At 65.8% G+C, this 24963-nt stretch carries 27 protein-coding genes and 1 tRNA gene; 11 read left to right on the plus strand and 17 right to left on the minus strand.

Annotated features, from left to right (window positions below):
* Window positions 1–351: 351 nt before the first annotated feature.
* Together ACQPZ2_RS00080 and ACQPZ2_RS00085 are read left to right on the plus strand one after the other, a co-directional pair.
* Complete coding sequence (locus tag ACQPZ2_RS00080; RefSeq protein ID WP_433523724.1) at window positions 352–1359, plus strand: ATP-binding cassette domain-containing protein; 1008 nt, start codon at window positions 352–354, stop codon at window positions 1357–1359.
* A 29-nt stretch (window positions 1360–1388) separates the two neighbouring features.
* Window positions 1389–2207, plus strand: a complete 819-nt coding sequence (locus ACQPZ2_RS00085; RefSeq protein WP_433527699.1) for an ABC transporter permease — start codon at window positions 1389–1391, stop codon at window positions 2205–2207.
* 20 nt (window positions 2208–2227) lie between these two features.
* Here ACQPZ2_RS00085 and ACQPZ2_RS00090 read toward each other — a convergent pair whose 3' ends face one another.
* Entirely contained in the window at window positions 2228–2440 is a 213-nt protein-coding gene (locus ACQPZ2_RS00090; RefSeq protein WP_063044151.1) for a hypothetical protein, read from the minus strand.
* Window positions 2441–2545: 105 nt separating this feature from the next.
* Here ACQPZ2_RS00090 and ACQPZ2_RS00095 point away from each other — a divergent pair, with 105 nt between their 5' ends.
* The gene (locus ACQPZ2_RS00095) at window positions 2546–3073 is read left to right on the plus strand and encodes a peptidylprolyl isomerase (protein WP_433523725.1); all 528 of its coding nucleotides are present in this window, start codon (window positions 2546–2548) and stop codon (window positions 3071–3073) included.
* 4 nt (window positions 3074–3077) lie between these two features.
* Complete coding sequence (locus ACQPZ2_RS00100; RefSeq protein WP_433523726.1) at window positions 3078–3947, plus strand: rhomboid family intramembrane serine protease; 870 nt, start codon at window positions 3078–3080, stop codon at window positions 3945–3947.
* 44 nt (window positions 3948–3991) lie between these two features.
* On the opposite strand, the gene ACQPZ2_RS00105 is transcribed toward ACQPZ2_RS00100, so the two are convergent.
* Window positions 3992–4393 (minus strand): PH domain-containing protein, encoded by a 402-nt coding sequence (locus ACQPZ2_RS00105; protein ID WP_433527700.1) that lies wholly within the window; start codon window positions 4391–4393, stop codon window positions 3992–3994.
* 194 nt (window positions 4394–4587) lie between these two features.
* Complete coding sequence (crgA, locus tag ACQPZ2_RS00110; protein ID WP_063044162.1) at window positions 4588–4851, minus strand: cell division protein CrgA; 264 nt, start codon at window positions 4849–4851, stop codon at window positions 4588–4590.
* A gap of 205 nt (window positions 4852–5056) precedes the next feature.
* On the opposite strand from crgA, the gene ACQPZ2_RS00115 reads away from it, so the two are divergent.
* Window positions 5057–5701: an aminodeoxychorismate/anthranilate synthase component II gene (locus ACQPZ2_RS00115; RefSeq protein ID WP_433523727.1), complete on the plus strand. Its 645-nt coding sequence runs from the start codon at window positions 5057–5059 to the stop codon at window positions 5699–5701.
* Window positions 5698–6816, plus strand: coding sequence for a dihydrofolate reductase family protein (locus ACQPZ2_RS00120; protein ID WP_433523728.1), 1119 nt, complete (start codon window positions 5698–5700; stop codon window positions 6814–6816). Before ACQPZ2_RS00115 ends, ACQPZ2_RS00120 begins: the two co-directional genes overlap by 4 nt.
* A gap of 138 nt (window positions 6817–6954) precedes the next feature.
* Here the strand turns inward: ACQPZ2_RS00120 and pknB are convergent, their stop codons facing one another.
* From pknB to ACQPZ2_RS00155, 7 genes are all read right to left on the minus strand, one after another.
* A complete protein-coding gene (gene pknB, locus ACQPZ2_RS00125; RefSeq protein WP_433523729.1) occupies window positions 6955–8859 on the minus strand; it encodes a Stk1 family PASTA domain-containing Ser/Thr kinase in 1905 nt (634 codons plus the stop codon).
* Window positions 8856–10376, minus strand: a complete 1521-nt coding sequence (locus tag ACQPZ2_RS00130) for a protein kinase domain-containing protein (protein ID WP_433523730.1) — start codon at window positions 10374–10376, stop codon at window positions 8856–8858. Before ACQPZ2_RS00130 ends, pknB begins: the two co-directional genes overlap by 4 nt.
* A gap of 38 nt (window positions 10377–10414) precedes the next feature.
* Window positions 10415–11881, minus strand: coding sequence for a peptidoglycan D,D-transpeptidase FtsI family protein (locus ACQPZ2_RS00135; RefSeq protein WP_063044145.1), 1467 nt, complete (start codon window positions 11879–11881; stop codon window positions 10415–10417).
* On the minus strand, window positions 11878–13353 hold the full coding sequence (locus ACQPZ2_RS00140) for an FtsW/RodA/SpoVE family cell cycle protein (protein ID WP_433523731.1): 1476 nt from the start codon (window positions 13351–13353) through the stop codon (window positions 11878–11880). The genes ACQPZ2_RS00135 and ACQPZ2_RS00140 overlap by 4 nt, the downstream gene beginning before the upstream one ends.
* On the minus strand, window positions 13353–14837 hold the full coding sequence (locus ACQPZ2_RS00145) for a protein phosphatase 2C domain-containing protein (RefSeq protein WP_433523732.1): 1485 nt from the start codon (window positions 14835–14837) through the stop codon (window positions 13353–13355). The genes ACQPZ2_RS00140 and ACQPZ2_RS00145 overlap by 1 nt, the downstream gene beginning before the upstream one ends.
* Entirely contained in the window at window positions 14834–15301 is a 468-nt protein-coding gene (locus ACQPZ2_RS00150) for an FHA domain-containing protein FhaB/FipA (RefSeq protein ID WP_014980860.1), read from the minus strand. Before ACQPZ2_RS00150 ends, ACQPZ2_RS00145 begins: the two co-directional genes overlap by 4 nt.
* Window positions 15302–15502: 201 nt before the next feature.
* Window positions 15503–16921 (minus strand): DUF3662 and FHA domain-containing protein, encoded by a 1419-nt coding sequence (locus ACQPZ2_RS00155; RefSeq protein ID WP_433523733.1) that lies wholly within the window; start codon window positions 16919–16921, stop codon window positions 15503–15505.
* 222 nt (window positions 16922–17143) lie between these two features.
* On the opposite strand from ACQPZ2_RS00155, the gene ACQPZ2_RS00160 reads away from it, so the two are divergent.
* Together ACQPZ2_RS00160 and ACQPZ2_RS00165 are read left to right on the plus strand one after the other, a co-directional pair.
* Window positions 17144–17226, plus strand: a tRNA-Leu gene (locus ACQPZ2_RS00160).
* Between the two features lie 226 nt (window positions 17227–17452).
* Window positions 17453–17965, plus strand: a complete 513-nt coding sequence (locus tag ACQPZ2_RS00165; RefSeq protein WP_433523734.1) for a DUF2231 domain-containing protein — start codon at window positions 17453–17455, stop codon at window positions 17963–17965.
* 9 nt (window positions 17966–17974) lie between these two features.
* Here ACQPZ2_RS00165 and ACQPZ2_RS00170 read toward each other — a convergent pair whose 3' ends face one another.
* The 3 genes from ACQPZ2_RS00170 to ACQPZ2_RS00180 are packed head-to-tail and all read right to left on the minus strand — an operon-like array spanning window position 17975 to window position 19845.
* A complete protein-coding gene (locus ACQPZ2_RS00170; RefSeq protein WP_433523735.1) occupies window positions 17975–18184 on the minus strand; it encodes a CDGSH iron-sulfur domain-containing protein in 210 nt (69 codons plus the stop codon).
* Window positions 18162–18818: a HemK2/MTQ2 family protein methyltransferase gene (locus ACQPZ2_RS00175; protein WP_433523736.1), complete on the minus strand. Its 657-nt coding sequence runs from the start codon at window positions 18816–18818 to the stop codon at window positions 18162–18164. Before ACQPZ2_RS00175 ends, ACQPZ2_RS00170 begins: the two co-directional genes overlap by 23 nt.
* A gap of 28 nt (window positions 18819–18846) precedes the next feature.
* Complete coding sequence (locus tag ACQPZ2_RS00180; protein WP_433523737.1) at window positions 18847–19845, minus strand: iron-containing redox enzyme family protein; 999 nt, start codon at window positions 19843–19845, stop codon at window positions 18847–18849.
* A gap of 358 nt (window positions 19846–20203) precedes the next feature.
* Between ACQPZ2_RS00180 and ACQPZ2_RS00185 the strand changes: the two genes are divergently transcribed.
* Entirely contained in the window at window positions 20204–21112 is a 909-nt protein-coding gene (locus ACQPZ2_RS00185; protein WP_433523738.1) for a DMT family transporter, read from the plus strand.
* Here ACQPZ2_RS00185 and ACQPZ2_RS00190 read toward each other — a convergent pair.
* From ACQPZ2_RS00190 to ACQPZ2_RS00200, 3 genes are read right to left on the minus strand one after another with little or no spacing between them, the layout of a single operon-like run.
* Complete coding sequence (locus ACQPZ2_RS00190; protein ID WP_433523739.1) at window positions 21085–21648, minus strand: hypothetical protein; 564 nt, start codon at window positions 21646–21648, stop codon at window positions 21085–21087. The genes ACQPZ2_RS00185 and ACQPZ2_RS00190 overlap by 28 nt on opposite strands.
* Before the next feature lie 54 nt (window positions 21649–21702).
* The gene (locus ACQPZ2_RS00195; RefSeq protein ID WP_433523740.1) at window positions 21703–22179 is read right to left on the minus strand and encodes a hypothetical protein; all 477 of its coding nucleotides are present in this window, start codon (window positions 22177–22179) and stop codon (window positions 21703–21705) included.
* A 41-nt stretch (window positions 22180–22220) separates the two neighbouring features.
* The gene (locus ACQPZ2_RS00200; RefSeq protein ID WP_433523741.1) at window positions 22221–23063 is read right to left on the minus strand and encodes a polysaccharide deacetylase family protein; all 843 of its coding nucleotides are present in this window, start codon (window positions 23061–23063) and stop codon (window positions 22221–22223) included.
* A gap of 57 nt (window positions 23064–23120) precedes the next feature.
* Here ACQPZ2_RS00200 and ACQPZ2_RS00205 point away from each other — a divergent pair, with 57 nt between their 5' ends.
* A complete protein-coding gene (locus ACQPZ2_RS00205; protein ID WP_433523742.1) occupies window positions 23121–23489 on the plus strand; it encodes a MerR family transcriptional regulator in 369 nt (122 codons plus the stop codon).
* A 56-nt stretch (window positions 23490–23545) separates the two neighbouring features.
* Complete coding sequence (locus ACQPZ2_RS00210) at window positions 23546–24313, plus strand: SDR family NAD(P)-dependent oxidoreductase (RefSeq protein ID WP_063044124.1); 768 nt, start codon at window positions 23546–23548, stop codon at window positions 24311–24313.
* Here ACQPZ2_RS00210 and ACQPZ2_RS00215 read toward each other — a convergent pair whose 3' ends face one another.
* Window positions 24314–24952, minus strand: a complete 639-nt coding sequence (locus ACQPZ2_RS00215) for a class I SAM-dependent methyltransferase (RefSeq protein ID WP_433523743.1) — start codon at window positions 24950–24952, stop codon at window positions 24314–24316.
* Window positions 24953–24963: the final 11 nt, after the last annotated feature.

The following is a 24963-nucleotide window of genomic DNA, read 5'->3' on the forward strand; positions in this document are numbered from 1 at the left end:
GGTTCATCGACCGGACGGCAGATTCGGTCGGATTTGTCGCGTGTCGTTGGGGCACGGGCATGTCGTGCCCGCGGGACCCGAGTACCCGGCCGTTCCTGAATCGGGTAGTGCGCTACGCGCGATCGGAGGGGGATCTGGCGGCAGGATCGAAATCGGTCGCATCCCGATCCGGCACCCCCGAGCACCGCCCGGAAAGGGATGCGACCGTTTTGTGTTCGATGGCGATTCGCGAGCATCGATCGCTGGTAAAGCCCAGGTCGACGAAAAATCACCGGAAATTGTCGGTGCACAGGGCAATACTGACTCGGGTAATGGTCACCTCGCCCGCAGCGAGCGAACCTCAGGAGAAACATGCCCGACGCAATCGTCGCCGAGGGGCTGGTCAAACGATACGGCCAGTTGGTCGCTCTCGACGGACTCGACCTGGCGGTGCCCGAGGGTACCGTCACCGCATTGCTCGGACCCAACGGTGCGGGCAAGACCACCACGGTCCGGGTGCTCACCACCCTGCTCATTCCGGATGCCGGCCGCGCGACCGTCGCGGGTATCGACGTGCTCCGCAATCCACAGGCTCTGCGCTCACGCATCGGCGCGTCCGGGCAATACGCCGCCGTCGACGAATATCTCACCGGTTTCGAGAACCTGGAGATGGTCGGCCGGCTCTATCACATGGGCGTACAGCGCAGTAAGGAGCGCGCGCGGGAATTGCTGGAGCGCTTCCGGCTGAGCGATGCCGCCGATCGACCGGTCAAGGGCTATTCGGGCGGCATGCGCCGACGGCTCGACCTGGCCGGCGCGCTGGTGGCGAATCCGCCGGTGCTCTTCCTCGACGAGCCGACCACCGGGCTCGATCCACGTGCGCGCCTCGACCTCTGGGATGTCATCGAGGAACTGGTGGCCGGTGGCACCACCCTCTTGCTCACCACGCAGTACATGGAGGAGGCCGACCGGCTGGCCGACGCCATCGCGGTGATCGACCACGGCAAGGTGATCGCCCGCGGCACCGCGGATGAACTCAAGACCCTGGTCGGCGGCGACCGCATAGAACTCACCGTCGACCACGCCGACAATCTCGCGACCGCCCAGGAGGCGCTGAAGGGCTTGGCGGACGGGGAGATCCATCTCGAACCCGGACTGCGCCGGATCACCGTTCCGGTCAGTGACGGATCGCAGGCACTCGTCGATGCCATCGGCAGGCTGAGCACCCACAATGTGCAGATTCACGATGTCGGTCTGCGTCGTCCCTCGCTGGACGATGTCTTCCTCACGCTCACCGGTCACGAGGCCGAGGAGTTGATCGACGGCAATGGTGACAAGCCCGCGGATCGGCTCGAAGCAACGGAGGGAAGCAAGCGATGACCGCGGCGACCGTGGACACCAGAACCCGCATGCCGCTCGGCGAACGTCTCACCATCGTCTGCACCGACAGCTTGACCATCGCGAAGCGCAATGTCATCAAGATCAAGCGCGTACCCGACGTGCTGATCTTCTCGACGCTGTCGCCGATCATGTTCGTGCTGCTGTTCGCCTATATCTTCGGCTCGGCGATCGAGGTGCCCGGCATGTCGGGCGGTTACCGGGAGTTCCTGATCGCGGGAATCTTCGCGCAGTCGGTGGTGTTCGGCGCGACGTTCACCGGATTGGGCCTGGCCGAGGATATGCAGAAGGGCATTATCGATCGGTTCCGCTCGCTGCCGATGGCGCCGTCGGCCGTGCTGGTCGGGCGCACCATCAGCGATGTGGTGATCAACGTGGTCAGCCTGGTGGTGATGTCGCTGACCGGTTATGTCGTCGGCTGGCGGATTCGCGGATCACTGCTCGACGCGGTACTGGCCTATGTGCTGTTGCTGCTTTTCGCGTACGCGATCTCCTGGATCATGGCCGTGGTCGGCCTGCTGGTCCGCGCGCCCGAGGTGTTCAACAACGCCAGCTTCATGGTGATCTTCCCGCTGACATTCCTGGCCAATACCTTTGTGCCGCTCGAGAATCTGCCGATGGCGCTGCGGGTATTCGCCGAATGGAATCCGGTCTCGGCGGTCACCCAGGCGACCCGCGACCTGTTCGGCAACACCAGTCCGATGGCGCCGAAATCGGACGCCTGGTCCATGCAGCATCCAGTGGCGACCACGCTGGCTTGGGTGGCGATCATCCTGCTGGTGTTCATCCCGCTCGCGCTGCGGCAGTACAAGCGCACCGTCAGCCGCTGAGCGGGATCGCCAGCGGGGAGTCAGCGACCGTTGTCCGCGCCGGCGCCCGCCAAGGGGTTCGGCGCGGAACCGTTGCGGGAGTAGCCGATTCGCGGCGGCGCCGGCGCCGGTTCCGGCGGTTGTGGACGCTTGCTACGGACCAACCAGGCCACGCCACCGGCCAGCGCGACGACGACCGCGGCGATCAGACGGTTACGAGAACGTGCGGAGGTGAGTAGGCGCCCCAGGGTCATTCGACAACTGTGGCACATACCTGAGCATCGCGCAGTAGTCCCAGATCACAGCCGCACCCGGCCCGGTGCGGCGAAGATTGCGAGGATCGTGGCACGATGGGCGGCGTGACCTCACCGAATCAGACCGCCGTGGCCACGTTGCACACCAACCACGGCGATATCAAGATCTCGCTCTTCGGTAACCACGCCCCGAAGACGGTGCGGAACTTCGTCGGCTTGGTCGACGGATCGGCACCGTACAAGACGGAGAACGCCAGCGGCGGCGCCTCCGGTCCGTTCTACGACGGCGTGAGCTTCCACCGGGTGATCGACGGGTTCATGATTCAAGGTGGTGACCCGACCGGCACCGGACGCGGTGGACCCGGCTACGAATTCGGCGACGAATTCCACCCGGAACTGCGCTTCGACCGCGGCTACCTGCTGGCGATGGCCAATGCCGGACCGGGCACCAATGGTTCGCAGTTCTTCATCACCGTCGGTTCGCAGCCGCATCTGAACCGCAAGCACACCATCTTCGGGGAGGTCGTCGACCCCGATTCGCGCAAGGTCGTCGATGCCATCGCGACCACGCCGACCGATCGCAACGACCGTCCCAAGGAAGCCATCACCATCTCCAAGATCACTATCGAATAATCCGATGAACGCTCAACCGCCCGCACCGACCTGCGTCCGCCACCCAAATCGTCCTACGGGCCTGGCCTGCACTCGGTGCGGGCGGCCGGCCTGTCCGGAGTGTCTGCGACCCGCGGCGGTCGGACAGCACTGTGTCGACTGTGTCCGTCAGGGGCAGCGTGAGGTCCGGCCGGTGCGAACCGTCGCCGGTGCGCAGACCGCGCGGACCCCGATTCCGTATGTCACCTATGCGCTCATCGCGCTGAACACGATCGTCTTCGCGGTCACCGCGGGTCAATCGAAGAGTCTGGTGGAGAACACCGGGCATTCCGCGCTGTACGTCGACTGGGTGCTCTATCCGCCCGCGGTCGCGCACGGTCAGTACGTGCGGCTGATCGGCTCCGGCTTCCTGCATTACGGTCCGATCCACCTGCTGCTCAATATGTTCGCGCTGTATGTGGTCGGCCGCAGTATCGAGCCGGTACTAGGGCGGGTGCGCTATCTGGTGGTCTACCTGGTGTCGCTGCTCGGCGGTGCGGCCGCCGTGATGGTTTTCGCCAGGGACAGCCTCACCGCGGGTGCATCATGTGCTGTCTACGGACTGTTCGGCGCGATCACCGTGATCCTGATCCGGGTGCGGCAGAATCCGAATCAGATGTTGATCCTCATCGGTATCAATGTCTTCATCAGCTTCTCGCTGCCCGGTATCTCATTGGCCGGACACCTCGGCGGACTCGCCGCGGGCACCCTTGCCGCGCTCGGCATTCTGTTCCTGCCCGAGTGGTTGCGCGCGAAATCCCAAGAGAACGCACGGCTGATCGGCTGGGCAGCGGTTGCCGCCGTCGCCGTGGCGGCACTCGCCGTCATCGTTGCCGCGGCGATATCACTGCGGTAGATGCTTCACGTGAAACGTTGCCGCCGCGTGCATTCGGCGCGCTGCTACTGCGCCAGTCCGTGTGCGACAAGGGTTTCGAAGACCTCGTCCGGACTGGTGCCGAGGTCCCAGCGACCGAAGATCAGCAGCCGTTCGTCGCCGTGGTGCTCGACGTCGATTTCGAGCATGGGATTCTTGCGGCCGAGGCGGCGATAGCCGACGACACGGGCCCGCATTATCTGATCGCGGGTGTATTCGGTCGGCCCGGTAAGAGTACGAACCACCAGTCGCGGCTGTGGATCGGTGGTGATGCTCAGGCGCGGGCGCTGTCGGAATCCGAGTCCGGCCAAGGCCAGCAGGCCGATCGCCGCCAATCCGATCAGCAGCCGGCTCGGCCCGTCCTTGGCGAGGATGGCGGCACCGGCCAGCACCACACCACCGATGGTGACCGCGATGAGAGCGGCCATCGGCGTGGTCCAGGTGGTGCGTGGTTCGGGAAGCGGATCAGTCGAATCGGATTCGGGATCCACGTGTCACTTTCCCCAATCGTTCCTCGAGTTGTCCACACGGTTATCCACAGGTGTGCATGAATGACACGTCTGTAATCCTTGCCGTAGCGACTGCTTGCAGGTCGCTCGAAAAGGCCAGCTACTGAGCCAGGTCACCGCCAGCGCATGGTCATGATCAGGCCGATGACCATCAGACCGAAGCCGATCAGGAAGTTCCACGCCCCGAGATCCGCCATCCAGGAGATCTTGTCGTTGGCCAAGTAGTAGACGAGCAACCAGACCAGCCCGGCCAGCATGAAGCCGAGCATGATCACGACGTACCAGACCGGGGACGGCCCAGCCTTCACCTTCACCGGCGTGCGGCTGGCGGGATTGATCGTGTAGTCGGTCTTCTTGCGGACCTTCGACTTGGGCATGTCGTCCTCGTGTTCGGCGTTCAGGTCGGGTACCGGCGGGCGGGATTCGGTTGAATTATGGCCGAGCTCGCGCACCACAGAACCCGATCCGGCGGGGGCCGAGACGGTCCGGGTGAGGGCTCAGGTCCCCGCCGGTCTGCCTCTAGGCTATCCCAACTGGTAATGCGGGCGACGGTCCGCCGGGTCGCCACGTAATCTCGTCAGCATGCGTGTACTGGTCGTCGACAACTACGACAGCTTCGTGTTCAACCTGGTGCAGTACCTCGGCCAGTTGGGTGCCGAGGCCGTGGTCTGGCGCAATGACGACCCGAAGTTGGCCGATCTGGACGCGGTCGTCACCGAATACGACGGCATTCTGATCAGCCCCGGACCTGGCACTCCGGACCGGGCGGGCGCGAGCATCGATCTGGTGCATGCGTGCAGCCGGCACGGAATTCCGCTGCTCGGGGTGTGCCTGGGCCATCAGGCCATCGGAGAGGCGTTCGGCGGCACCGTGACTCGCGCGCCGGAGTTGCTGCACGGCAAGACCAGCTCGGTATTCCATCTCGGCGCGGGCGTGCTGGCCGGTCTGCCAGACCCGTTCACCGCGACCAGATACCACTCGCTCACCGTCCTGGAGAACACCCTGCCCCCGGATATCGAGGTGATCGGGCGCACCGAGTCCGGGATCGTGATGGCCATGCGGCATCGGACGCTGCCGATTCACGGCGTGCAGTTCCATCCCGAATCGGTGCTGACCCAAGGCGGGCACCGGATGTTGGCGAACTGGCTGGAGATATGTGGCGAACGTCCGTCCGAGGGGCTGGTGGAGATGCTGGAGGCGGAGGTCGCGGCACTGGTGACCCAGTGACGCGTCGGCCCTATGTCCTGCTGTCCGTCGCGGTCAGTGTCGACGGATACATCGACGATGCGAGTCCGGAGCGACTGAAGCTGTCCAATGCCGCGGATTTCGATCGGGTGGATCAGGTGCGCGCGGAGTCCGACGCGATCCTGATCGGCGCGCAGACGCTGCGGCGCGACAATCCGCGGTTGCTGGTCGACAGTGCCGACCGGCGGGCCGCGCGTATCGCGGCCGGAAAACCGGAGTACCCGTTGAAGATCGCCGTGAGCGCACGCGGTGATCTGGATCCCGAGCTGCGGTTCTGGCACCACGGCGGAGACAAACTCGTCTACACCACACACGCCGGTGCGGCGAAGCTCGGTGATCGGTTGGCGGGTCTGGCGGAGGTGGTCCCGCTCGGTGCCGATATCGACCTCGCAGCATTGCTCGACGATCTCGGCCGCCGCGGCATCGCCCAGCTCATGGTCGAGGGCGGCACCCGCATCCATACGCAGTTCCTCGCGGCGGACCTGGCCGACGAATTGCAGATGGCGGTCGCGCCGATCGTCGTCGGACATGCCGCGGCGCCGCGCTTTCTCGGCCCCGCGAGCTACCCGGCCCGCCGAATGCACCTGGCCGATGTCAGTCGGATCGGTGATATCGCATTACTGCGCTACCTGCCGCGCGAGTCCGAGGAACAAACCGATATCCGATTCATGCGCCGGGCAATCGATCGGGCGCGGCTGTGCCCGCCCAGCCCGACCGCATTCTCCGTCGGTGCGGTCATCGTGGCCGACGGCGTCGAGATCTCGACCGGCTACTCGCGCGAGACCGATGAGAAGGTCCATGCCGAGGAGTCCGCGCTCGACAAGCTCGACGCGGACGATCCTCGGCTGGCGCGAGCGACAATCTACAGCACCCTGGAACCGTGTTCCCAGCGCGCCACCGCGACCCGGCTGCCGTGCACCGACCGGATCCTGCGGGCCGGGATTCCGCGCGTCGTCATCGCCTGGCGGGAACCGACGACCTTCGTGACCAACTGCGTCGGGGTGGAGCAATTGCGGCAGCGCGGCGTCGAGGTGGTCGAATTGACGGAGCTGGCCGAGGCGGCGATGTCGATGAATCGCCACCTGGATCTCTCCTGATCGGCGTCAGGCACTGCCGTAGTCCGCGGTGGCGATGGGCTGCTTCCCGTTCCACGGTTGGGTTTGGATGAGCAGGCCCTGCTCGCGCCGAGTTGTCCGCCTTTGCGCGTATTCAGGCCCCTGACCTGGGTGCCGCCATCACGGCGGACCCAGGACGTAGGTGGTGATCGATACTGTTCCGTTCTTCCCGATCGCCGATCCTGCTGCGGGCTGCTGGCTGACGACCCGGCCGACGCTGTTGGTATCGAAGGTGCCCTGGGTGGTCTGGCTGATCTGTGCCGACGTGCCGGTCCAACCCGCCTGCCGCAGCTTGTCCACCGCCTGCGCCGTGGTCAGGCCGACCAGGCTCGGCATGACGATGTCACCGCTGGAGACCTGCACGGTGACCGGCGACCCTTTGTCCGCGCTCGCGCCGCCCGCCGGGTTGGTCGAGAGCACCTCGCCCTTGGGCTTCGAGGACGGCACCTCCTGGATATTGATCTTGAAACCGGCGCTGTCCACCAGATTCGGCTGCGCGACACTGATGTCCTGACCGACCACATTCGGCACCCGGATCTGCTCCGGTCCGGAGCCGAGAATCACGACGATGGCCCGGTCGACATCGACACGCGAGCCCGCCGAGGGGTCGGTGCCGATCACCTTGTCCGTCTCCTGCGCACTCGACGGCTTGCGCTGCACGTTCGGGTCCATCCGCAAGCCACTGGCGTTCAGCTGCTGCTCCGCCTGCTCCTGGGTCATGCCGTCGAGTCGTGGAATCTGCACCTGCGCCGGTCCGGAGGAGACCTGCACGGTGATCGTGCTGCCCTTGTCGACCCGGGAGCCGCCGAGCGGCTGGGTGGAGATGACATTGCCCGTGGCGACCTTGTTATCCGGCTTCTGCTGGATGGCCACCGTGAAGCCGAGCTTCTGCAGCGAGTCCTGGGCCTGTTGCGCGGATTTGTTCGAAAGGTCGGGTATGGCGACCTGATCCGGGCGCGCGCCCGGTCCGATCAATACCCAGAACAGGGCGAACGCGACGATGACCGCCGCGGCGGCGCCGAGCGCGATATAGAGATTGCGGCGCGGACTCGCCGGTTCGGCGGGCTCCTGCTCGGCGGTGTCGTCATTGCGTTCGACGGTGCGGAAGCTGCGCGGCGCCGGCTCGTTCGAGCCGAGGATGGTGGTGCGGTCCTCGTCGGTCATCACCATCGGCGCGCTCGGCTTCTGGCCGCCGAGCACCCGGATCAGATCGGCACGCATCTCGGCGGCCGACTGGTACCGGTTGGCCGGATTCTTGCTCATCGCCTTGAGCACGACGGAATCCAGCTCGCGCGGCACTCCGTTGTGGACATGCGATGGCAGCCGCGGATCCTCCCGGACGTGCTGGTAGGCAACGGCGATCGGCGAGTCACCGGTGAAAGGCGGCTCGCCGGTGAGGATTTCGAACAGCACACAGCCGACGGAATAGACATCCGAGCGGGCGTCGACGGTCTCACCGCGCGCCTGCTCGGGCGAAAGATATTGCGCGGTACCGATAACGGCCGCGGTCTGGGTCATCGGGTTGGAGCTGTCGGCGATCGCGCGCGCGATGCCGAAGTCCATCACCTTCACCGCACCGGCCCGGTTGATCATGATGTTGGCCGGCTTCATATCGCGGTGCACGATTCCGGCCTTATGGCTGAAATCCAGTGCGGCGCAGACGTCGGCGACGACCTCCATGGCCCGGCGCGGCGGTATCGGACCCTTACCGCGCACGATGTCACGCAGCGTGTCACCGTCCACGTACTCCATCACGATGTACGGCAGCGGGCCGCCGTCCACCTCCGCCTCGCCGGTGTCGTAGACCGCGACGATGGCCGGATGGTTCAGTGCGGCGGCGTTCTGCGCCTCGCGCTTGAAGCGCAGGTAGAACGTAGGGTCGCGGGCCAGGTCGGCACGCAGCACCTTGATCGCGACGTCCCGGCTGAGCCGTAGATCGCGCGCCTTGTGGACTTCGGACATGCCGCCGAACCCGATGATCTCACCCAGCTCGTAGCGGGATGAGAGATTCTTCGGGGTCGTCATGGTTGTCCTTGCGGAGTAGCAGCGCCTGGAGTGGCCGAGGGTCCTCGGGCACCGGGACTATCCGGAAATGGTAAATCGAGCGTAGGGAACCACGAGCCTCTTGTGGTGGTGGACGGACTCGTCGTCTTCGACGACTTCGTCGTACTCGGCGCTGTGGTACTCGGCGTTGTGGTCGGCGGCTGTGTTGTCGTCGTCGGTTCCGTGGTCGGCGGCGGTGGCGGGGCCGGTCTGGTCGTGGTGACGACGGTCGTCGGCGCCTCGGTTGTGGTCGGCGGCAGCGTGGTGACCGGCGGCGGCGCGACCTTCGTGGTGGTGGTGACCGGACGCACGGTATCCGGATTGGTATCGCCGCCGAAGAGCAGCCACAAGACGAGTCCGACGAGCAGCACCGCGCCGACGGCCACGGCCGCGCCGACCTTCTGGCCGGTGGTGAACTTCGAGGTCTCCGGACCGGGCCCGGGGTTGGCGCGGGTGGCGCCGGAACTCATCACGGTCCTGGGCGCACCTGCGGGGGTCTGTCTGGTCGAAGCAGCGCCGCCGACACCCATCGGCGTGGCCGGGGTGTTGTACCGGACCGTCGGGCCATCGTGGTCATGCGACGGCAGAATCACGGTCGGGCCGGGCGGCAGCACCCGGGTCGCACCGGTTGCCGCCGGTCCTGCGGTGGTGACCGGTGGTGGTGGGCGGCGTCCGGCGCGCACGGCGGCGACGGCATCGGCGAATTCGCCGCCGCTGGCGTAGCGCAGGGCTGGATCCTTGCCCATGGTGATCTCGATCAGCTCGCGCACATTCGGCGGCAGATCGGACGGCATCGGCGGTGGTGCCTCGCGCACATGTTTCATCGCGACGGTGATCGCACCGTCGCCGCTGAACGGCCGCTGCCCGGCCAATGCCTCGTAGCCGACCACACCGAGTGCGTACACGTCACTGGCCGCGGTCGCGTCCTCGCCGACCGCCTGCTCCGGCGCGATGTACTGGGCGGTGCCCATCACCATGCCGGTCTTGGTGACCGGGGAGGCGTCGACGGCCTTGGCGATGCCGAAGTCGGTGATCTTCACCTGACCGGTCGGCGTGACGAGGATATTGCCCGGCTTGACGTCACGGTGCACGACGCCGGCGGCGTGCGCGACCTCGAGTGCGCGACCGGTCTGCTCCAGCATGTCCAGACCCTGGGCCACCGAAAGCCGCCCGAGCCGGTTCAGCACCGTATTGAGCGGTTCGCCCTGCACCAATTCCATGACCAGATAGGCGGTTTCCCCGCCGCTGGGATCCATGGTCTCGCCGTAGTCGTAGATTCCCGCGATACCCGGGTGATTCAGCTGGGCCGTGGTCTTGGCCTCACTGCGGAACCGGTGCCGGAAGGTCGGGTCGGCCGAGAACTCCGACTTGAGCACCTTCACCGCGACCCGGCGGTCCAGTCGGGTGTCGAGCGCCTCCCAGACCTGCCCCATACCGCCCGTGGCGATCAGGCGTTGCAGGCGATATCGGTCGGCGATCATCGCACCGTTGTTCAGCATCCCGGCCCCCGTACATCCACTCGCACGTTCATAATCTCTCAGCGCCCTCGCAAACCGGCGTCCAGCACCGCGCGGGCAATCGGCGCGGCCACCGAGCCACCAGTGGCGGCCAACGCCCGGTCGCCGCCGTTCTCCACGATCACCGCGATGGCGATCTTGGGGTTCTGCGCGGGCGCGAAGGCGATGTACCAGGCGTGTGGTGGCGTATTGCGCGGATTGCTTCCGTGTTCGGCGGTTCCGGTCTTAGAGGCGATTTGATACCGGGTCTGGCCGTGTCCGACGGTGTTGTCCTCCGACGCGATCATCAGGTTGGTCAGCGTCGACGCTACCTGGGCGCTGACAGCTTGGCCGACCGAGACCGGTTTATTTTTCGAGAGCTCGCTCAGATCGGGTCCCTGTAGTTGGTCGACCAGGTACGGCTCCATGCGGACGCCGCCGTTGGCGACGGTCGCGGCGATGACCGCGTTGTCCAGTGGGGTGAGCGCGACATCGCGCTGGCCGATGCTGCTCTGGGCCAGCGCGGCATTGTCCGGAATCGTGCCGACGGTGCTCTCCGCCACCGGAATCGGGATGCCGCGGTGCGCACCGATGCCGAATGCGGCCGCCTCGTCCTTGAGGTTGGACGAGCCGACCTTGAGACCGAGTTCGACGAATGCGGTATTGCAGGATCTGCGGAACGCCTCGGTGAGCGTTGCGGTGGGGCCGCTGCCGCAAGTGGTGCCGTTGTAGTTTTCCAGCGTCGTGTTCGTCCCCGGCAACGTGATGTTCGGCGCGGCGGTGAACTGGTCGTCCGGGGTTGCGGTGCCGTTGGCCAACGCGGCGGCGGTGACGACCACCTTGAAGGTGGAGCCCGGCGGATAGGTCTGCGACACAGCACGATTCAACATGGGTTGGCGCTGGTCCGCACTCAGCTCTTCCCAAGACTTGGTGCCCTGGGCGCCATCGTGCCCGGACAGCAGGTTCGGGTCGTAGCTGGGGGTGGACACCATGGTGAGAATCTTGCCCGTACTCGGCTCGATCGCCACCACGGAACCGGTGTAGCCCTTGGCGGTCAGCTGTTCGTATGCGACCTGCTGCATCATCGGATCCAGCGTGGTGAGCACATTGCCGCCGCGCGGATCACGACCCGAGATCATATCGATCAGGCGGCGTCCGAACAGTGAATTGTCCGAACCGTTGAGCACCGTATCCTCGGCGCGCTCCAGCCCCGTGCTGCCGTACTGCATCGAGTAGAAGCCGGTGGCCGGTGCGTACGCCTCCGGATCGGTGGGGTAGGTGCGCAGGTACTTGTAGCGATCGTCGGTGGCGACCGAACTGGCCAGCACGGTGCCGCCCGCGGAGATCTGTCCGCGCTGGCGGGCGTATTCGTCGAGCAGCACGCGTGAGTTGCGCGGATCGGTGCGGTAATCGTCGGCCTTGATCACCTGGACATAGGTGGCGTTGAGCAGCAGAGCGACGATCATGAGCATCACCGCGACCGCGACCCGTCGTAGCGGCGTGTTCATTCCTGCGGCCTCGCTTCCGGTTTGCGCAGAAGCTCGGTGGTCGCATCCGCGATCGGGGCCACCGGATCCTTCTTGCGCACCGGCGCCGGGGCACGTGCCGCGTCGGAGACCTTGATCAGCAATGCCAGTAGCGCGTAGTTGGCCAGCAGCGACGAACCGCCGTAGGACATGAACGGGGTGGTGAGACCGGTCAGCGGAATCAGTTTGGTGACACCGCCGACCACCACGAACAGCTGGATCGCGATGGTGAACGACAACCCGGCGGCCAGCAGCTTGCCGAAGCTGTCGCGCACGGCGAGCGCGGTCCGCAGACCGCGCACCACGAACACCAGGAACAGCAGCAGCACCGCGGCCAGCCCGAACAGGCCGAGTTCCTCGCCGATGGTGGTGATGATGAAGTCGGTTTTGGCGAAGGGCACCTGCGAGGGCCGTCCGCTGCCGAGGCCGGTGCCCGCCAATCCGCCGGTGGCCAGGCCGAACAGCGACTGCGAGATCTGGTAGCCGGTGTTGTTGTAATCCGCGAACGGGTGCAGCCAGGTCTGCGTGCGCACCCGGACATGGCTGAAGGCCTGGTAGGCGAAGAAGAATCCGATGGTCAGCAGCGCGCCGCCGATGACGAGCCAGCCGACCCGCTCGGTCGCGATGTAGAGCATCACCAGCACCGTGCTGAAGATCAACAACGAAGTGCCGAGGTCCTTTTCGAAGACCAGCACGCCGATGCAGACGATCCAGACCACCAGAATCGGGCCGAGGTCGCGGGCGCGCGGGAACTCCATGCCGAGGAAATGCCGACCGGCTGCGGTGAACAGATCGCGCTTGGCGACCAGCACCGAGGCGAAGAAGATGATCAGCAGAATCTTCGCGAATTCACCCGGCTGCACACTCAATCCGGGCAGCCTGATCCAGATCTTGGAGCCGTTGGTCTCCGAATACGCCCCGGGCAGCAGTGCCGGAATCGCCAGCGCGACTAGGCCTGTCAGGCCTAGGGTGTAGCTGTATTTGGCCAGCGTGCGGTAATCGCTCAGCACGACCAGGAGCGCGATGAAGATGATCATCCCCAGACCCGTCCACAGGATCTGTTGATTGGCGTCGGGGGACGGGATCGGCCACGAGTTGTAAGCGGCGGTCTGCGCGTCGGCGAGATCGAGCCGATGGATCAGCACCAGGCCGAGTCCGTTGAGTAGCGCGGCGATCGGTAAGAGCAGTGGATCGGCGAACGGTGCGAAGCGGCGCACCGCGAGATGCGCGACCGCGAACAGGGCCAGATAGGCGAGACCGTACTTGGCGATATCCCAGGTGACCGATTGTTCCTGACTCGCCTCGACCAGAAACAGCGAAACGGTGACGATGCCCGTCGCGCCGGCGAGCAATACGAGTTCGGCATTGCGCTTCGTCGACGGTGGCGGCGCTGGCGCGAATCCGCCGGGTGGACTGGGAAAGGCCCCAGCGGACGGCGGTGCCGGAGCGGACATCAGTCCGTCACCCGGCAAGGCTCCCCCGCCGTCTGGGGGTTCGGCGACGTCGTCGCCGTCGGGGTCTTGGCGTCGGGGCTCTTGGTCTCACTCGGCTGCGGTTCGGGCGCGGGCGGCCGGTTCTCGGTGGTCGGCGCGACCGTCGTCGGCGCGGGGACCCCGGGCTGCGTCGGCGGCTCGCTCGGCGGCACGACGCCGGGCTGCGGCACCGATTCCTTGGTCGGGCAGACGGGCAGCAGCTCGTTGCGCGCCAGCATCTGCATCTGCTTGCGCGCCTCGTCCAGCGAACCCGGCGGCAGCCCCTTGTCCACCTGGTCGTGTCCGGTCTGCTTGAGATCGGAAACCTTGAGCGCCTTGCACTTCGGCGGCAGCGTTTCGTCCGGCTGCTTCAGGGTGAGGGCGCCGGTCGGGTCGACACAGCCGATCGTTTCGACCTCGTGGATCGAATAACCCAGCACCGAACCCGGCAGCCCGCGCATGATGACGACCTTGTCGTTATCCGCGCCGACGTAGTAGTTGCTGCGAATCATGTTGTAGCCGACCAGCAATCCGACCGCGGCGGCCAGCACCAGGGCGACCGCGAGCAGGATCCAGCGCAACTTGTGCGATTTGCTCTGCGGCGGCGTCTCCGGTGTGGCGGCGGCCCGGCGCGGTTCGGCCCGCGGCGGACGCATCGCGGCGGCTCGACCGGCGGCGGTATTCGGCGGCGGGCTGTCCTCGTCCTGACCCGAGGCCGCGCCCGCGACGATCGGGTGGCTCTGCCCGTAGTCCAGATCGATGACATCGGCGACGACCACGGTGACGTTGTCCGGGCCGCCGCTGCGCAAGGCGAGTTCGATGAGACGATCGGCACATTCGTCGGTGCTGCCCTCGCGCATGGTGTTGGCGATGGTCTCATCGCTGACCACATCGGAGAGTCCGTCGGAGCACAGCAGATAGCGATCGCCGGCCCTGGCCTCGCGCATGATCAGCGTCGGCTCGATCTCGTTGCCGGTGAGGGCGCGCATGATCAGCGACCGCTGCGGATGGGTATGCGCCTGCTCGGGCGTGATCCGGCCCTCGTCGACCAGCGACTGGACGAAGGTGTCGTCGCGGGTGATCTGCGCCAGCTCGCCGCCGCGCAGCAGATAGGCGCGCGAGTCACCGATGTGGACCAGGCCGAGTTTCTTGCCCGCGAACAGGATTGCGGTGAGCGTGGTGCCCATGCCGTCCAGTTCGGGCTCTTCCTCGACGTGATCGGCAATGGCGCCATTGCCCTCGTGGACGGCGGTATTGAGCTTGCCGAGCAGATCGTCGCCGGGCTCGTCGTCGTCGAGATGGGCCAGCGCGGCGATCATCAACTGCGATGCCACCTCGCCTGCGGCGTGGCCGCCCATACCGTCGGCTAGTGCGAGCAGCCGTGCGCCCGCGTAGACGGAGTCCTCGTTGTTGCCTCGGACAAGACCGCGGTCGCTGCGCGCTGCGTAGCGGAGAACAAGTGTCACGATCGCAGCTCGATCACTGTTTTGCCGACACGGACGGGGGTTCCGAGTGGAACTCGGACTGCGGTGGTGACTTTCGCACGGTCGAGGTAGGTGCCGTTCGTCGAGCCGAGGTCTTCGACGTACCAGTCGTCACCGCGCGGTGAGAGCCGCGCATGTCTGGTGGAGGCGTAATCATCGGTGAGTACCAGCGTTGAGTCGTCCGCACGTCCGATCAGCACCGGTTGGGTGCCGAGCGAGATGCGAGTGCCGGCGAGTGAACCTTGAGTCACCACAAGAAATTTGGCGCCCTTCTGGCCTCGGCTGAAAGACGGCAGCACCGCGGAACCGCGTGCGGCCCTGGGCTGGATCCGGATGCCGGATGCCGCGTAGATGTCGCTGCGCAGGGTGCGCAATACCGCCCACACGAATAACCACAACAGCAGCAGGAACCCCGCACGGGTCAATTGCAGGATCAGTCCCTGCACGGCGCTCCACCTCCTGTTCGACCGTGTACGTCGGTGCCGTAGGTGCGAGTTCGCCCCCACCGGCCTGCTGGTTTCGCGAGCCCCGGTCCTGGCGACGCGCGTGTGTTGGCAGCATCATAGGGCCGTGGGTCGAGTTCGATCACGATACGGCCGCAGAATCCCTGTACGCCATGTCGTGACCTGCATCGCGAGCTTACGGGATCAGACGATACGGATCAGGATCTCGGAGTGCCCGGCGCGGATAACGTCGCCATCGGCCAGCTGCCAGTCCTGAACCGGGGAGCCGTTGACGAGCGTGCCGTTGGTCGAACCCAGATCCGAGAGCATCGCGGTCTGCCCGTCCCAGCGAACTTCGATGTGCCTGCGGGAAACTCCGGTATCCGGCAGCCGGAAGTGCGCGTCCTGACCGCGGCCGATGATGTTGCTGCCCTCGCGGAGCTGGTAGGTGCGGCCGCTGCCGTCATCGAGCTGCAACGTCGCGGAGTAGCCCGAACCGGCTTGTGCGCCACCGCCATACGCGGGCGCGGGGGCCTGGTAGCCGCCGCCCTGGGCGCCGTAGCTGGGCTGTTGCGAGTAGGCCTGGCCGTAGCCGCCCTGCTCCTCGGGCGCGGCGTAGCCCTGCTCGCCGTAACCCGGTTCCGCGTAGCCTTGTTCGCCGTAGCCGGACTGCGCGTAGCCCTGCTGGCCGTAGCCCGGCTGCTGACCGTAACCGCCCTGGTCGGCGTAGCCCTGCTCGCCATAGCCGGACTGTCCGTAGCCCTGCTGGCCATAGCCCTGTTCGCCGTAGCCCTGCTGCCCGTAACCGGGCTCCTGGTAGCCCTGCTGGCCGTAGTCCTGGTCGGCGTAGCCACCCTGCTGCTGGCCGTAGCCGCCGCGCTCGCCGTAGCCCTGCTGCCCGTAACCGGGCTCCTGGTAGGCCTGCTGGCCGTAGCCCTGGCCACCCTGCTGGTAGTCGTAGCCGTTCTGATAGTCGCCGTAACCCTGCTGCGAGTCCGGCGCCTGGTAGTCGGAGCCACCGCCGTATGGCGCGCCGCCCCGGCCGTAGTCGTCGCGGTACGCACCGTTCGGCGGCCCGGGCCGCCCCGCAGGCGGCGGTGCGTACCCGCGGTTGCGTGGATCGGACTCCGCGGGCTCACGGCTTGGGTCGTAGCCTGAGTTCTGCGTCATGGGGCCAGCTCCTGGTTGCGGGTGTGCAGGTCGTTGTGGCGTGGGTTCGGGGCTGCGAGCCGCGGTGGCTCTGCGGCCGATGTCGGGATCGACCCGACCGCTCGCCCTGAACTGTCCGGTGTGCAGCGTAGGTGATGCCTCGAATGCCACGTGTACTTCGCCGTAGGTCTGCCAGCCTTGCTCGCGGATGTAGTCCTGAAGGTGTTTGGCGAACGCGCGGGTGGTGAGGTCGTGGTCGGCGTCGAGTTGTTGGTGATCAGAGGTGTTGATGGTGATCACATAACTGTTGGGCGCCAACAGATGTCCGCCACCCAGATCCTGGATATTGTCGGCGGCTTCTTGCTTGAGTGCCGATTCCACCTCCTGGGGAACGACACTGCCCCCGAAGGCTCTGGCGAACACGTCACCGACGGCGCCTTGCAGGCGACGCTCGAATCGAGAAACGATGCCCATCTCGGCCTCCCTTCGGTGCGTGTCTGTTTATTCATAACAACGACACGCGGATATGGCGTGTCGCGTATCGACCACGTTCATTGCATGATATCCACGATCGTCCACACCTGTAACTCCCGGAAGCCAGCCTGGGTTCCCGCGCCTGTCCGGACCGCACTCGAGTGCCGTCAACAGGCGATTTCGTGTCTCGCCGACCTGCGTGATACTGTCTCCCAGTCGCTCGGGCGAGTGGCGGAATGGCAGACGCGCTGGCTTCAGGTGCCAGTGTCCTTCGGGACGTGGGGGTTCAAGTCCCCCTTCGCCCACAGATACGCGGAAAGCCGCAGATCAGAGAATTTTCTCGGGTCTGCGGCTTTTTGTCGTCTGCTGGGTTTTTCCCTTGTGTGTCAGCGGGTTTGGTGAGTGGGGCCGGGTGTGGTGGTCAGGCGGCCGATCCGTACCTCCGTGTCGGCGTGTCGGTCGAAACCGAGTGGGTATGCGATCGGTGTGGCCGTGTGGTCCCACTCGATCGAGCGGCGCTAGGAGGTTGTCGTGACCAGTGACATGCAACAGGCCAAGCGCCCGGTCAGCGCGATGCTGGCCGGTCCGTACGGACATCCGTTCCATCCGATCCTCGTAACGGTGCCGATCGGGGCATGGGTGGCGAGCGTGGTATTCGACATCGCTTCGCATATCGCGGGCGACCCGCAGTCCCTCGCCCGTGGCTCGGCATGGCTCATCGCGGTCGGTGTGCTCGGCGCGCTCGTCGCGGCCGTGGTCGGTCTGCTGGATCTGCTCGCGATCCCGACCGGCACCTCGGCGTTTCGCACGGGCCTTGTGCACATGAGCCTGAATCTGACCGTGACGGCCGCCTTCGCCATCGACTTCTGGTGGCGGCAGTCCGGTGACGGACCGGATGGCGCCGTGCCGCTGGGCCAGTTGGTGTTGTCGATCATCGCCCTCGGGGTGCTGGGCGTCTCGGGTTATCTCGGCGGCAAGCTCGCCTACCACTACGGCGTCCGGGTGGCCGACGAGACCACTCAGGTCTCCGGGTACCGGCATTGAGTTCCCGTATCAGGGTTCGTGTCGTCGGTGCTTGCGATGGCTGGTGTCGCACAACGGGTAGTTCGACGAACGGCGGCACAGACACAGCGCGACGACGACTCGGTCGGAGTGAATGGTCCGTCCGTCCGGAGTGACGACTTCGACCGGCCCTTCGATGAGGGCAGGGCCATCGGTCGTGAGCCGGATCCGCCGGGGTTCACGGTCGGGGTTTGTCGGCACGGATCACCACCAGATCTTCTCGGTGCTGGCCGGGCTCGATCAGGCCGGTCGAGGTCAGCCACGGGGTCAGTTCGCGCATGACGGGACCGAACGGCACCGACGAGCGCGCCACGACGGCGGCCTCGAGTCCGCCGTCGCGGAGTTGGGCAACGGTCGTATCGGGATGGCACAGGCACGAATGCACGGTCAGCGCGACGCCGCCGGATTCGAGTAGGCGCGGCATCATCGCGCACAGGCGATCCAAAAAGGCCCTGCCCTTTTCTCCCGCGTTCCAGGCCCTGGCTTCGCCGCGATCGGGAGCGCTACGAGGAGCGGGAACGTAGGGCGGGTTGGCGAGGACGAGATCGAAGCGATCGGTTCCGAGTATCGCCTCGAAATCCCCGTGTAGGGCTCGGACGGTCAGGCCGCGCAGTCGGCAGTTCAACCATGCGGTGGCCACGGCGCGACGGGAAACGTCGACCGCGGTGATGGTGTGGGCACCATGGTGGGCGGCGGCAACGGCGAGCGCCCCGGTGCCGGTGCCGATATCCAGTACGCGACCGCCGTGCGGGATACGCGCCTGCGACAGTGCGCGTATGAGCAGCCGCGTGTCGTGCTGGACTCGATAGACGCCGGGAGCGCGGACCAACATCATATTCTCCGGATTATCCGTTCGGAGCGTCCTAAACATCGGCGCCGGGCAGCAGGGAGCTGCGTCCGGCACGCCAGGCGTCGAAGATATGGTCGGCGAAGCGGTCCTCCAACATATTTGTGACTTGAATGCCGAGGACCATGGACTTCGTCAGCGCGGGCTCGTGCGCGATCAGGTCACCGATCACATCTGCGCGCATCAATTGTTCGTGTACCGCATCGGCTTCCACGTGTTCCTGGTAGAACCGCACGCAGGCCGGGTCCGCTTCGAGTCGTCGCAGGGCGTCGACCAGGCGTGACGACGCCGGTGACGAGCTGATTTCGACAGTCGCGAAATGTCCGACCAGCGCACCGCGCAGCGACCGATGTAAGCCGAACAGCGACATCATGTTCACCAGGGAAAGCATCGGTTCCGGGACAGCATCCAGGTAATGCAGATATTCGGCATCGAGGCCCGCGCCCGCCATGAGCTCGGCGAAAAGTCGCGCGTGGATGCGTTCACCGCGACCGCCGCCGAATTCGTCGAATTCCACCGCGACCAAAGCAGCTTTGGCCTGTCCGCGCAGGCGCGGGATCACCCAGGCGTAGGGGTCGGCCTCTTTATGGTGATAGATCGACCGGTGCACGAAATACTCCCGCATTTGCCACCATTGGCCCTCGTCTCGGAGGAATCGGGACGGACCGGTGGATTCGATCGGCGTCACCAGAAGTGCGTCGAGCTCCGATTCGAGATCATCGCCTCCGGATACCTCCGTACGCATAGCGTCCAGGAATGCGGTCTCCATGGCGGCTCGCAAGGCCAGCAACCCTGGATCCCATTCCCATTCCGGGTCCACCGCCGCGAATCCGTGATAGTGCAGCTCATAGCAGGTGTGCAGCGCAAGCTGCAGATCCTCGCTGTACGGGTCGAGCGATCGGGTCGTCGGCACCGGTTTGCCAGGTATTCCGCGCAGCAGCCCTACCACCGCCTCGGACAGGGTGCCGCGTGGGCGTGGCAGGGGCCGAGGCCGGATCTCCCTGGTGACCGTCATACTTCCTCATACTCCCCGTGACCTCATCCGATATCCAGCAATGTCCGAGGTGACGACCGTGCTGGGCGAACCGCCATGCCGTTACCCGCAGTAATAGCCGATCGCGCGTAGGCAAATGCCAAAGGTTTGCCGTGATCGTGAACCGGCGATGACTCGTAGCCCCTGTGAACGCGGTAGAAAATCAAATGACAGCTTGTCCGGGCGGTCTTTAGTATCGGTCGGGTGCACCGAATGTTCCTGATCGTCCCGCCGCCGACCTCCTGAGCGAGGTGCGGGACCGCGCGTCCTATCCGGCAGGTGAATTCGGTTGTGCACCTCGCTTCCGCGACCCCAATCCATTTCTGTCGCAGGAGCGCGAATGTCCACTGCTATATCCACGGCCGGCCGATTCGGGTTGATCTGCCTTGTCGGCGCCGGACTGTCGGCGGGGACCGGCGGTCTACTCGGCATGATGCTGCTTCGTGCGACCGGTCTTTCGCCGGTATCCGTCGCCGCCTGCCGACTCGCCGTCGGCGGGCTGTTGCTGATCGCTCTGCTGACCGTGACGCGGCGGCCGTTGCCGCGGGACACCTCGGCCTGGCGCAGGATCGGTGTGGTCGCGGTCCTTGTCGCGATCATTCAGGCGAGCTACTTCGGTGCGGTCGCGGCCTCGTCGGTGAGCCTGGCGACGCTGGTCACCCTCGGAATGTCACCGGTGGTCGTCTCGCTGCTGGAACATCTGACCGGCAGGCGGTTGCTGGATCGTCGGCGCGTGGCGACGATCGGAATCGCGGTGTTCGGGGTGATCCTGTTGGTCGGCGCGCCCGCCGATGACGCGGCATCCGGCGGGATATTCGCCGGTGCCGCAATGGCATTGGTATCCGCCTGCGCCTTCGCGACCCTCACCCTGATCAGCGCCCGTCCGGTGCCCGGCCTCGACGTGATCACCACAACAGGTTTCGCCGTCACCGGCGGTGCCGTGCTGCTGACGCCGCTCGCGGCGATATCCGGACTCACCTTCCACCCGACGTCACACAGCGTTGTCCTGGTAATCGTGTTCGGGCTGATATCCACCGCCGTGGCATACACGCTGTACCTGCGCGGTCTCTCCGAAGTCGGTGCCGGCACAGCCGCGGTGCTGGCCCTCCTCGAACCGCTGACCAGCACGATCTTGGCCGCCGCAATCCTCGGTGAGCGGCTGACCCCAACCGGTCTGGTCGGCGCGGCATTACTGACCGCCGCCCTCGTCCACACCAGCCTTCAGCCGGTGCGATCATCCGACAGGTGACCGCGCAGTGCGATCCTGGCCGCTTCGTCGACGACGGCGGAGACCGATTCCGCCGCAGCACCATGTGCGGCAACCGAATTCAGGACGGCATCGACGGCTCCGACCAATGCGCCGGTGAGTGCCGCCGCTTGCACGGTGTCGATGTCATCCGGATATGCCGTTCGCAGGGCACCGGCGAGTTGTTGTTGCAGAGCGGCATTGCGTAGCAGCGCGCCCGCGCGCAGGGCCGGGACCTCGGCGATCAAGCGGGCTCGTACCCGGGTGAGTTCATGGTCGAGCGGGAAGCTCCACGCCGCCGCGCCGCTGAGCTGCCCGAGGACCCGCAGGAGCAGGTCGGCGGGGCGATCGTGCGGCGCACGGTTGTCGAACGCCTCCCGCAGCAGTCCGTCGTAGAGATCGTCGTCGGCGAAGATCACCTCATGCCTGTGGTCGCCTTCGATATCCCGATGGACGTGTGGCAGGTCCGAATTCCCAAGCACGACAATGCCCGCACCGGTGAAGTGTTCGGCCGGTTCGGCGACGTCCGTCCTGAACATGCCCCGTCATTCGCCTACCGAGCACCGAACCTCGACTCCGTAGAACAGTCGTAGTCAGTGATCGCGCGCCGGGGCCCTGAGCTCGACGGCGCCGTTGGCGAGGACGATGGTGAGTTGGTGCCAGCGGCGGTGGCGATGGCGGAACATCAGGTGGACGAAAATGCGGGTCGGGGCGCCGCGCAGACCGGACTCGATTTCGATTTCGTCGGTGTAGCGGCAGCTGGATTCGGTGATCGGCTCGAAGGTGAGGCGGTGGTTCCAGGTGCGGACGGGGCCGCCCCATTCGTTGGTGTAGATCTCGCGGGCATCGAGCCGCACCAGACGCAGGTGATGGCGCCAGGAGGGGATGATGCCGAACCACCAGAGGCGGGCGGAACCCTCGGCGCCCGGTTCGACGTGGTCCGGGATTTGCAGTTGTGGCACCGAAAGGATCGGTGCCACAACGTAGGCGAACAACTCCGGCGTCCGTGCCAGTGCGCATGCCACCTCTGCGCCGATCGGCAGCTCGGTAGTTAGGGTTACCTTACTCATAGGTGAATAATGGTCCTCGGCGGCGCTGCTCGCAATAGCTTTCACACAGTTGCGGCATCGGCGATCTCGTCGCTGGTGGCGAGCCAGACACCCGGATGGTCAGCCACATAATCCAAGGCCTGCTCCAGATATTTGATGCGGAAGGCCTGGCCGATGACGAAGGGGTGCAGCGCAAGAGCCATGACACGGCCGGACTCCTCATGGAGCCGGTCCAACTGGTCCTTGACGATCTGCACGAAATCCGCACCGCGCAAACCGGTTCCGAGGAACAGGCCGATGTCGTTGAGTTCGACCGAGTACGGAACGCTCAGCACCCCGGGCACATTGAGTCGATACGGCTGATCGTCATTGGTCCAGTCGAGGACATAGTCGAGGCCGAGTTCGGCGAGCAGTTCCGGGGTGTGGAAGGTCTCGGTGAGTGCGGGCCCCATCCAGCCGCGCGGGCGGCGGCCGGTCGCGCGCTCGATGGTTTCGACGATATCGGTGAGGTAGGCGCGCTCGTCGTCGATCGACATATCGGCCTGGAAGATCGAGTTGTTCTTGCCGTGCGCCAACCAGGTCCAGTTCCGCTCCAGCCCGGCAGCGATGATCTGCGGATTGTGGTGTGCGACATCGGAGTTGAGCAGGGCGCTGGCGCGGATACCGTACTTGTCCAGTGCCTGTATCACCCGCCAGACGCCGACCCGGGGACCGTAGTCGCGCCAGCCGTAGTTCAGCGGATCCGGGGTCAGGGCGGCGGTGCCCGGGAAAATGCTGGTCGAGGGTCGGTCCACCTGGTAGTGCTCGATATTCAGCCCGACATAGAACGCGACGCGGGCATCGTTGGGCCACCGAATCGGTGCGCGGTCGACGATCGGGCTGTAGTCGAAGAGTGCGTTGTCCATGCCGCCTATGCTCGAACCATCACATACGTGTGAAGGTCAAACCAGAGGTGGAATCCAATGCGAATCGGAGAACTGTCGGAGCACACCGGCACCTCGCGGCGGCTGCTGCGCTACTACGAGGAACAGGGTCTCATCGTCGCCGACCGGTGCGCCAATGGCTATCGCAGTTACGACGACCGCTTCGTCGACCGGGTCCTGCAGATCCGCGGCCTGCTCGACGCGGGCTTGCCGACCCGCATCATCAAGCAGATCCTGCCCTGCCTGGACAAGCCGCGCACCATCTACTTCCCGGACGCGACCCCGGAAATGCTGGCCACCCTGGAACGCGAACGCGACCGCATGTCCGACCGCATCCGCTGCCTGTCCCGCAACCGCGATGCCATCGCCGAATACCTCGAGACAGTCCGCGAGAACGCCGCCTCCTGACCTCGGTTCCGTCAGAACCTGTTGACTCCTAATGAGAACCTGTTCTAATTTTTGGCATGCGTAGATTTGACGGCCGCCGCGTATTGGTCACCGGAGCAGGATCGGGTATCGGGCAGGGGATCGCCCTGCGGCTGCTCGATGAGGGGGCGACGTTGGTCGCCGCCGATATCGATGCGGCCGGTCTGGAGAACACCGCGGCCAAGGCGGGTGACGCGGCCGAGCGGGTGCGCACCGTGCAGGTGAATATCGCCGATATCGAGTCGGTGCGCGCCGCGACGGGCGAGGCGGTCGAGTTCCTCGGCGGCCTGGATGTGCTGGTGAACGCGGCGGGGATTCTGCGGCCCGCGCGCACCGAGGAAATGCCGCTCGAGGTGTGGAACCAGGTGATCGGGGTCAACCTCACCGGAACCTTCCTGATGACCCAGAGTGCGCTGCCCGCGCTGTTGGAGTCCGGCCACGGCGTCGTGGTGAACCTCTCCTCGACCGCGGCCTTCAGCGCCGCGCCCTATCTGGCGTCGTACGCGGCGTCGAAGGGCGGCGTCAATGCCTTCACGCACGCGATCGCGCTGGAATACGCCAAGCAGGGGCTGCGCGCGGTCAACATCGTGCCCGCAGGCATCACCAGTGGGATCACCACCAAGTCCATCCTCGATCAGCCGGAGGGCTTCGATCCGAAGCTGTTCGCGCGCATGACCGGCTGGCTCAACGGCGGTGCGCTCGGCAGTCCGGAGGATATCGCCGGCGTGGTCGCCATGGTCGCCTCCGATGACGGTCGCTATATGACCGGCACGGAGATCCGCATCGACGGCGGCGCACTGATGTAGTCAGGCGAGCCGGGCGACGAGCAGGTGATGCGGAATCGGCGGATCGGCGAGTTTCTTATGGTCGACAGTGCAGCCCGCGCCTTCCAGCGCGGCGATCACCTCGGCCACCGGCCGCAGCGTGAAACCGTATGCGGTGAACGGCATTTTCGCCATCGCGTCCGGATCGCCGATACCCACGACGAGGCTGCCACCGGGACGCACGACGCGCACGAGTTCGGCAAACGCGGCGGCCAGATCCGGCACGAAGTAGACGGTGTTGACGGTGATGGCGGCATCGAGTGCGTCATCGGCCAGCGGCAGATCGGTCATCGAGCCCGGCGCGAGTTGCATTCGGCCCGTACCGATTTCCGCGGCGAACTTCGACTTCGCCCTGGTCAACATGTCCGGCGAGATCTCGAAACCGTGCACCGTCCCGTTCGTGCCGACCCGCTCGAGCAGCATCGAAAGTCCTGCGCCACCGCCGAATCCGATATCGGCGACCGTCGCACCCGCGGCGATATCGGCCGCATCGACCGCGCCCGCGATGGCGCGCTTATTACCGCGATTGAGCATGAAGGCGAAGCCCTTGCCGAGCGTTCCGTGCGGATTGCCGAGTTGACCGGCAATCGTGGACAGCACGCGGGTCCGGATTCCGTTCATAGCGCTCATAG

Origin of the sequence: Nocardia pseudovaccinii (assembly GCF_050942345.1) — a bacterium.
Lineage (GTDB): Bacteria > Actinomycetota > Actinomycetes > Mycobacteriales > Mycobacteriaceae > Nocardia > Nocardia pseudovaccinii.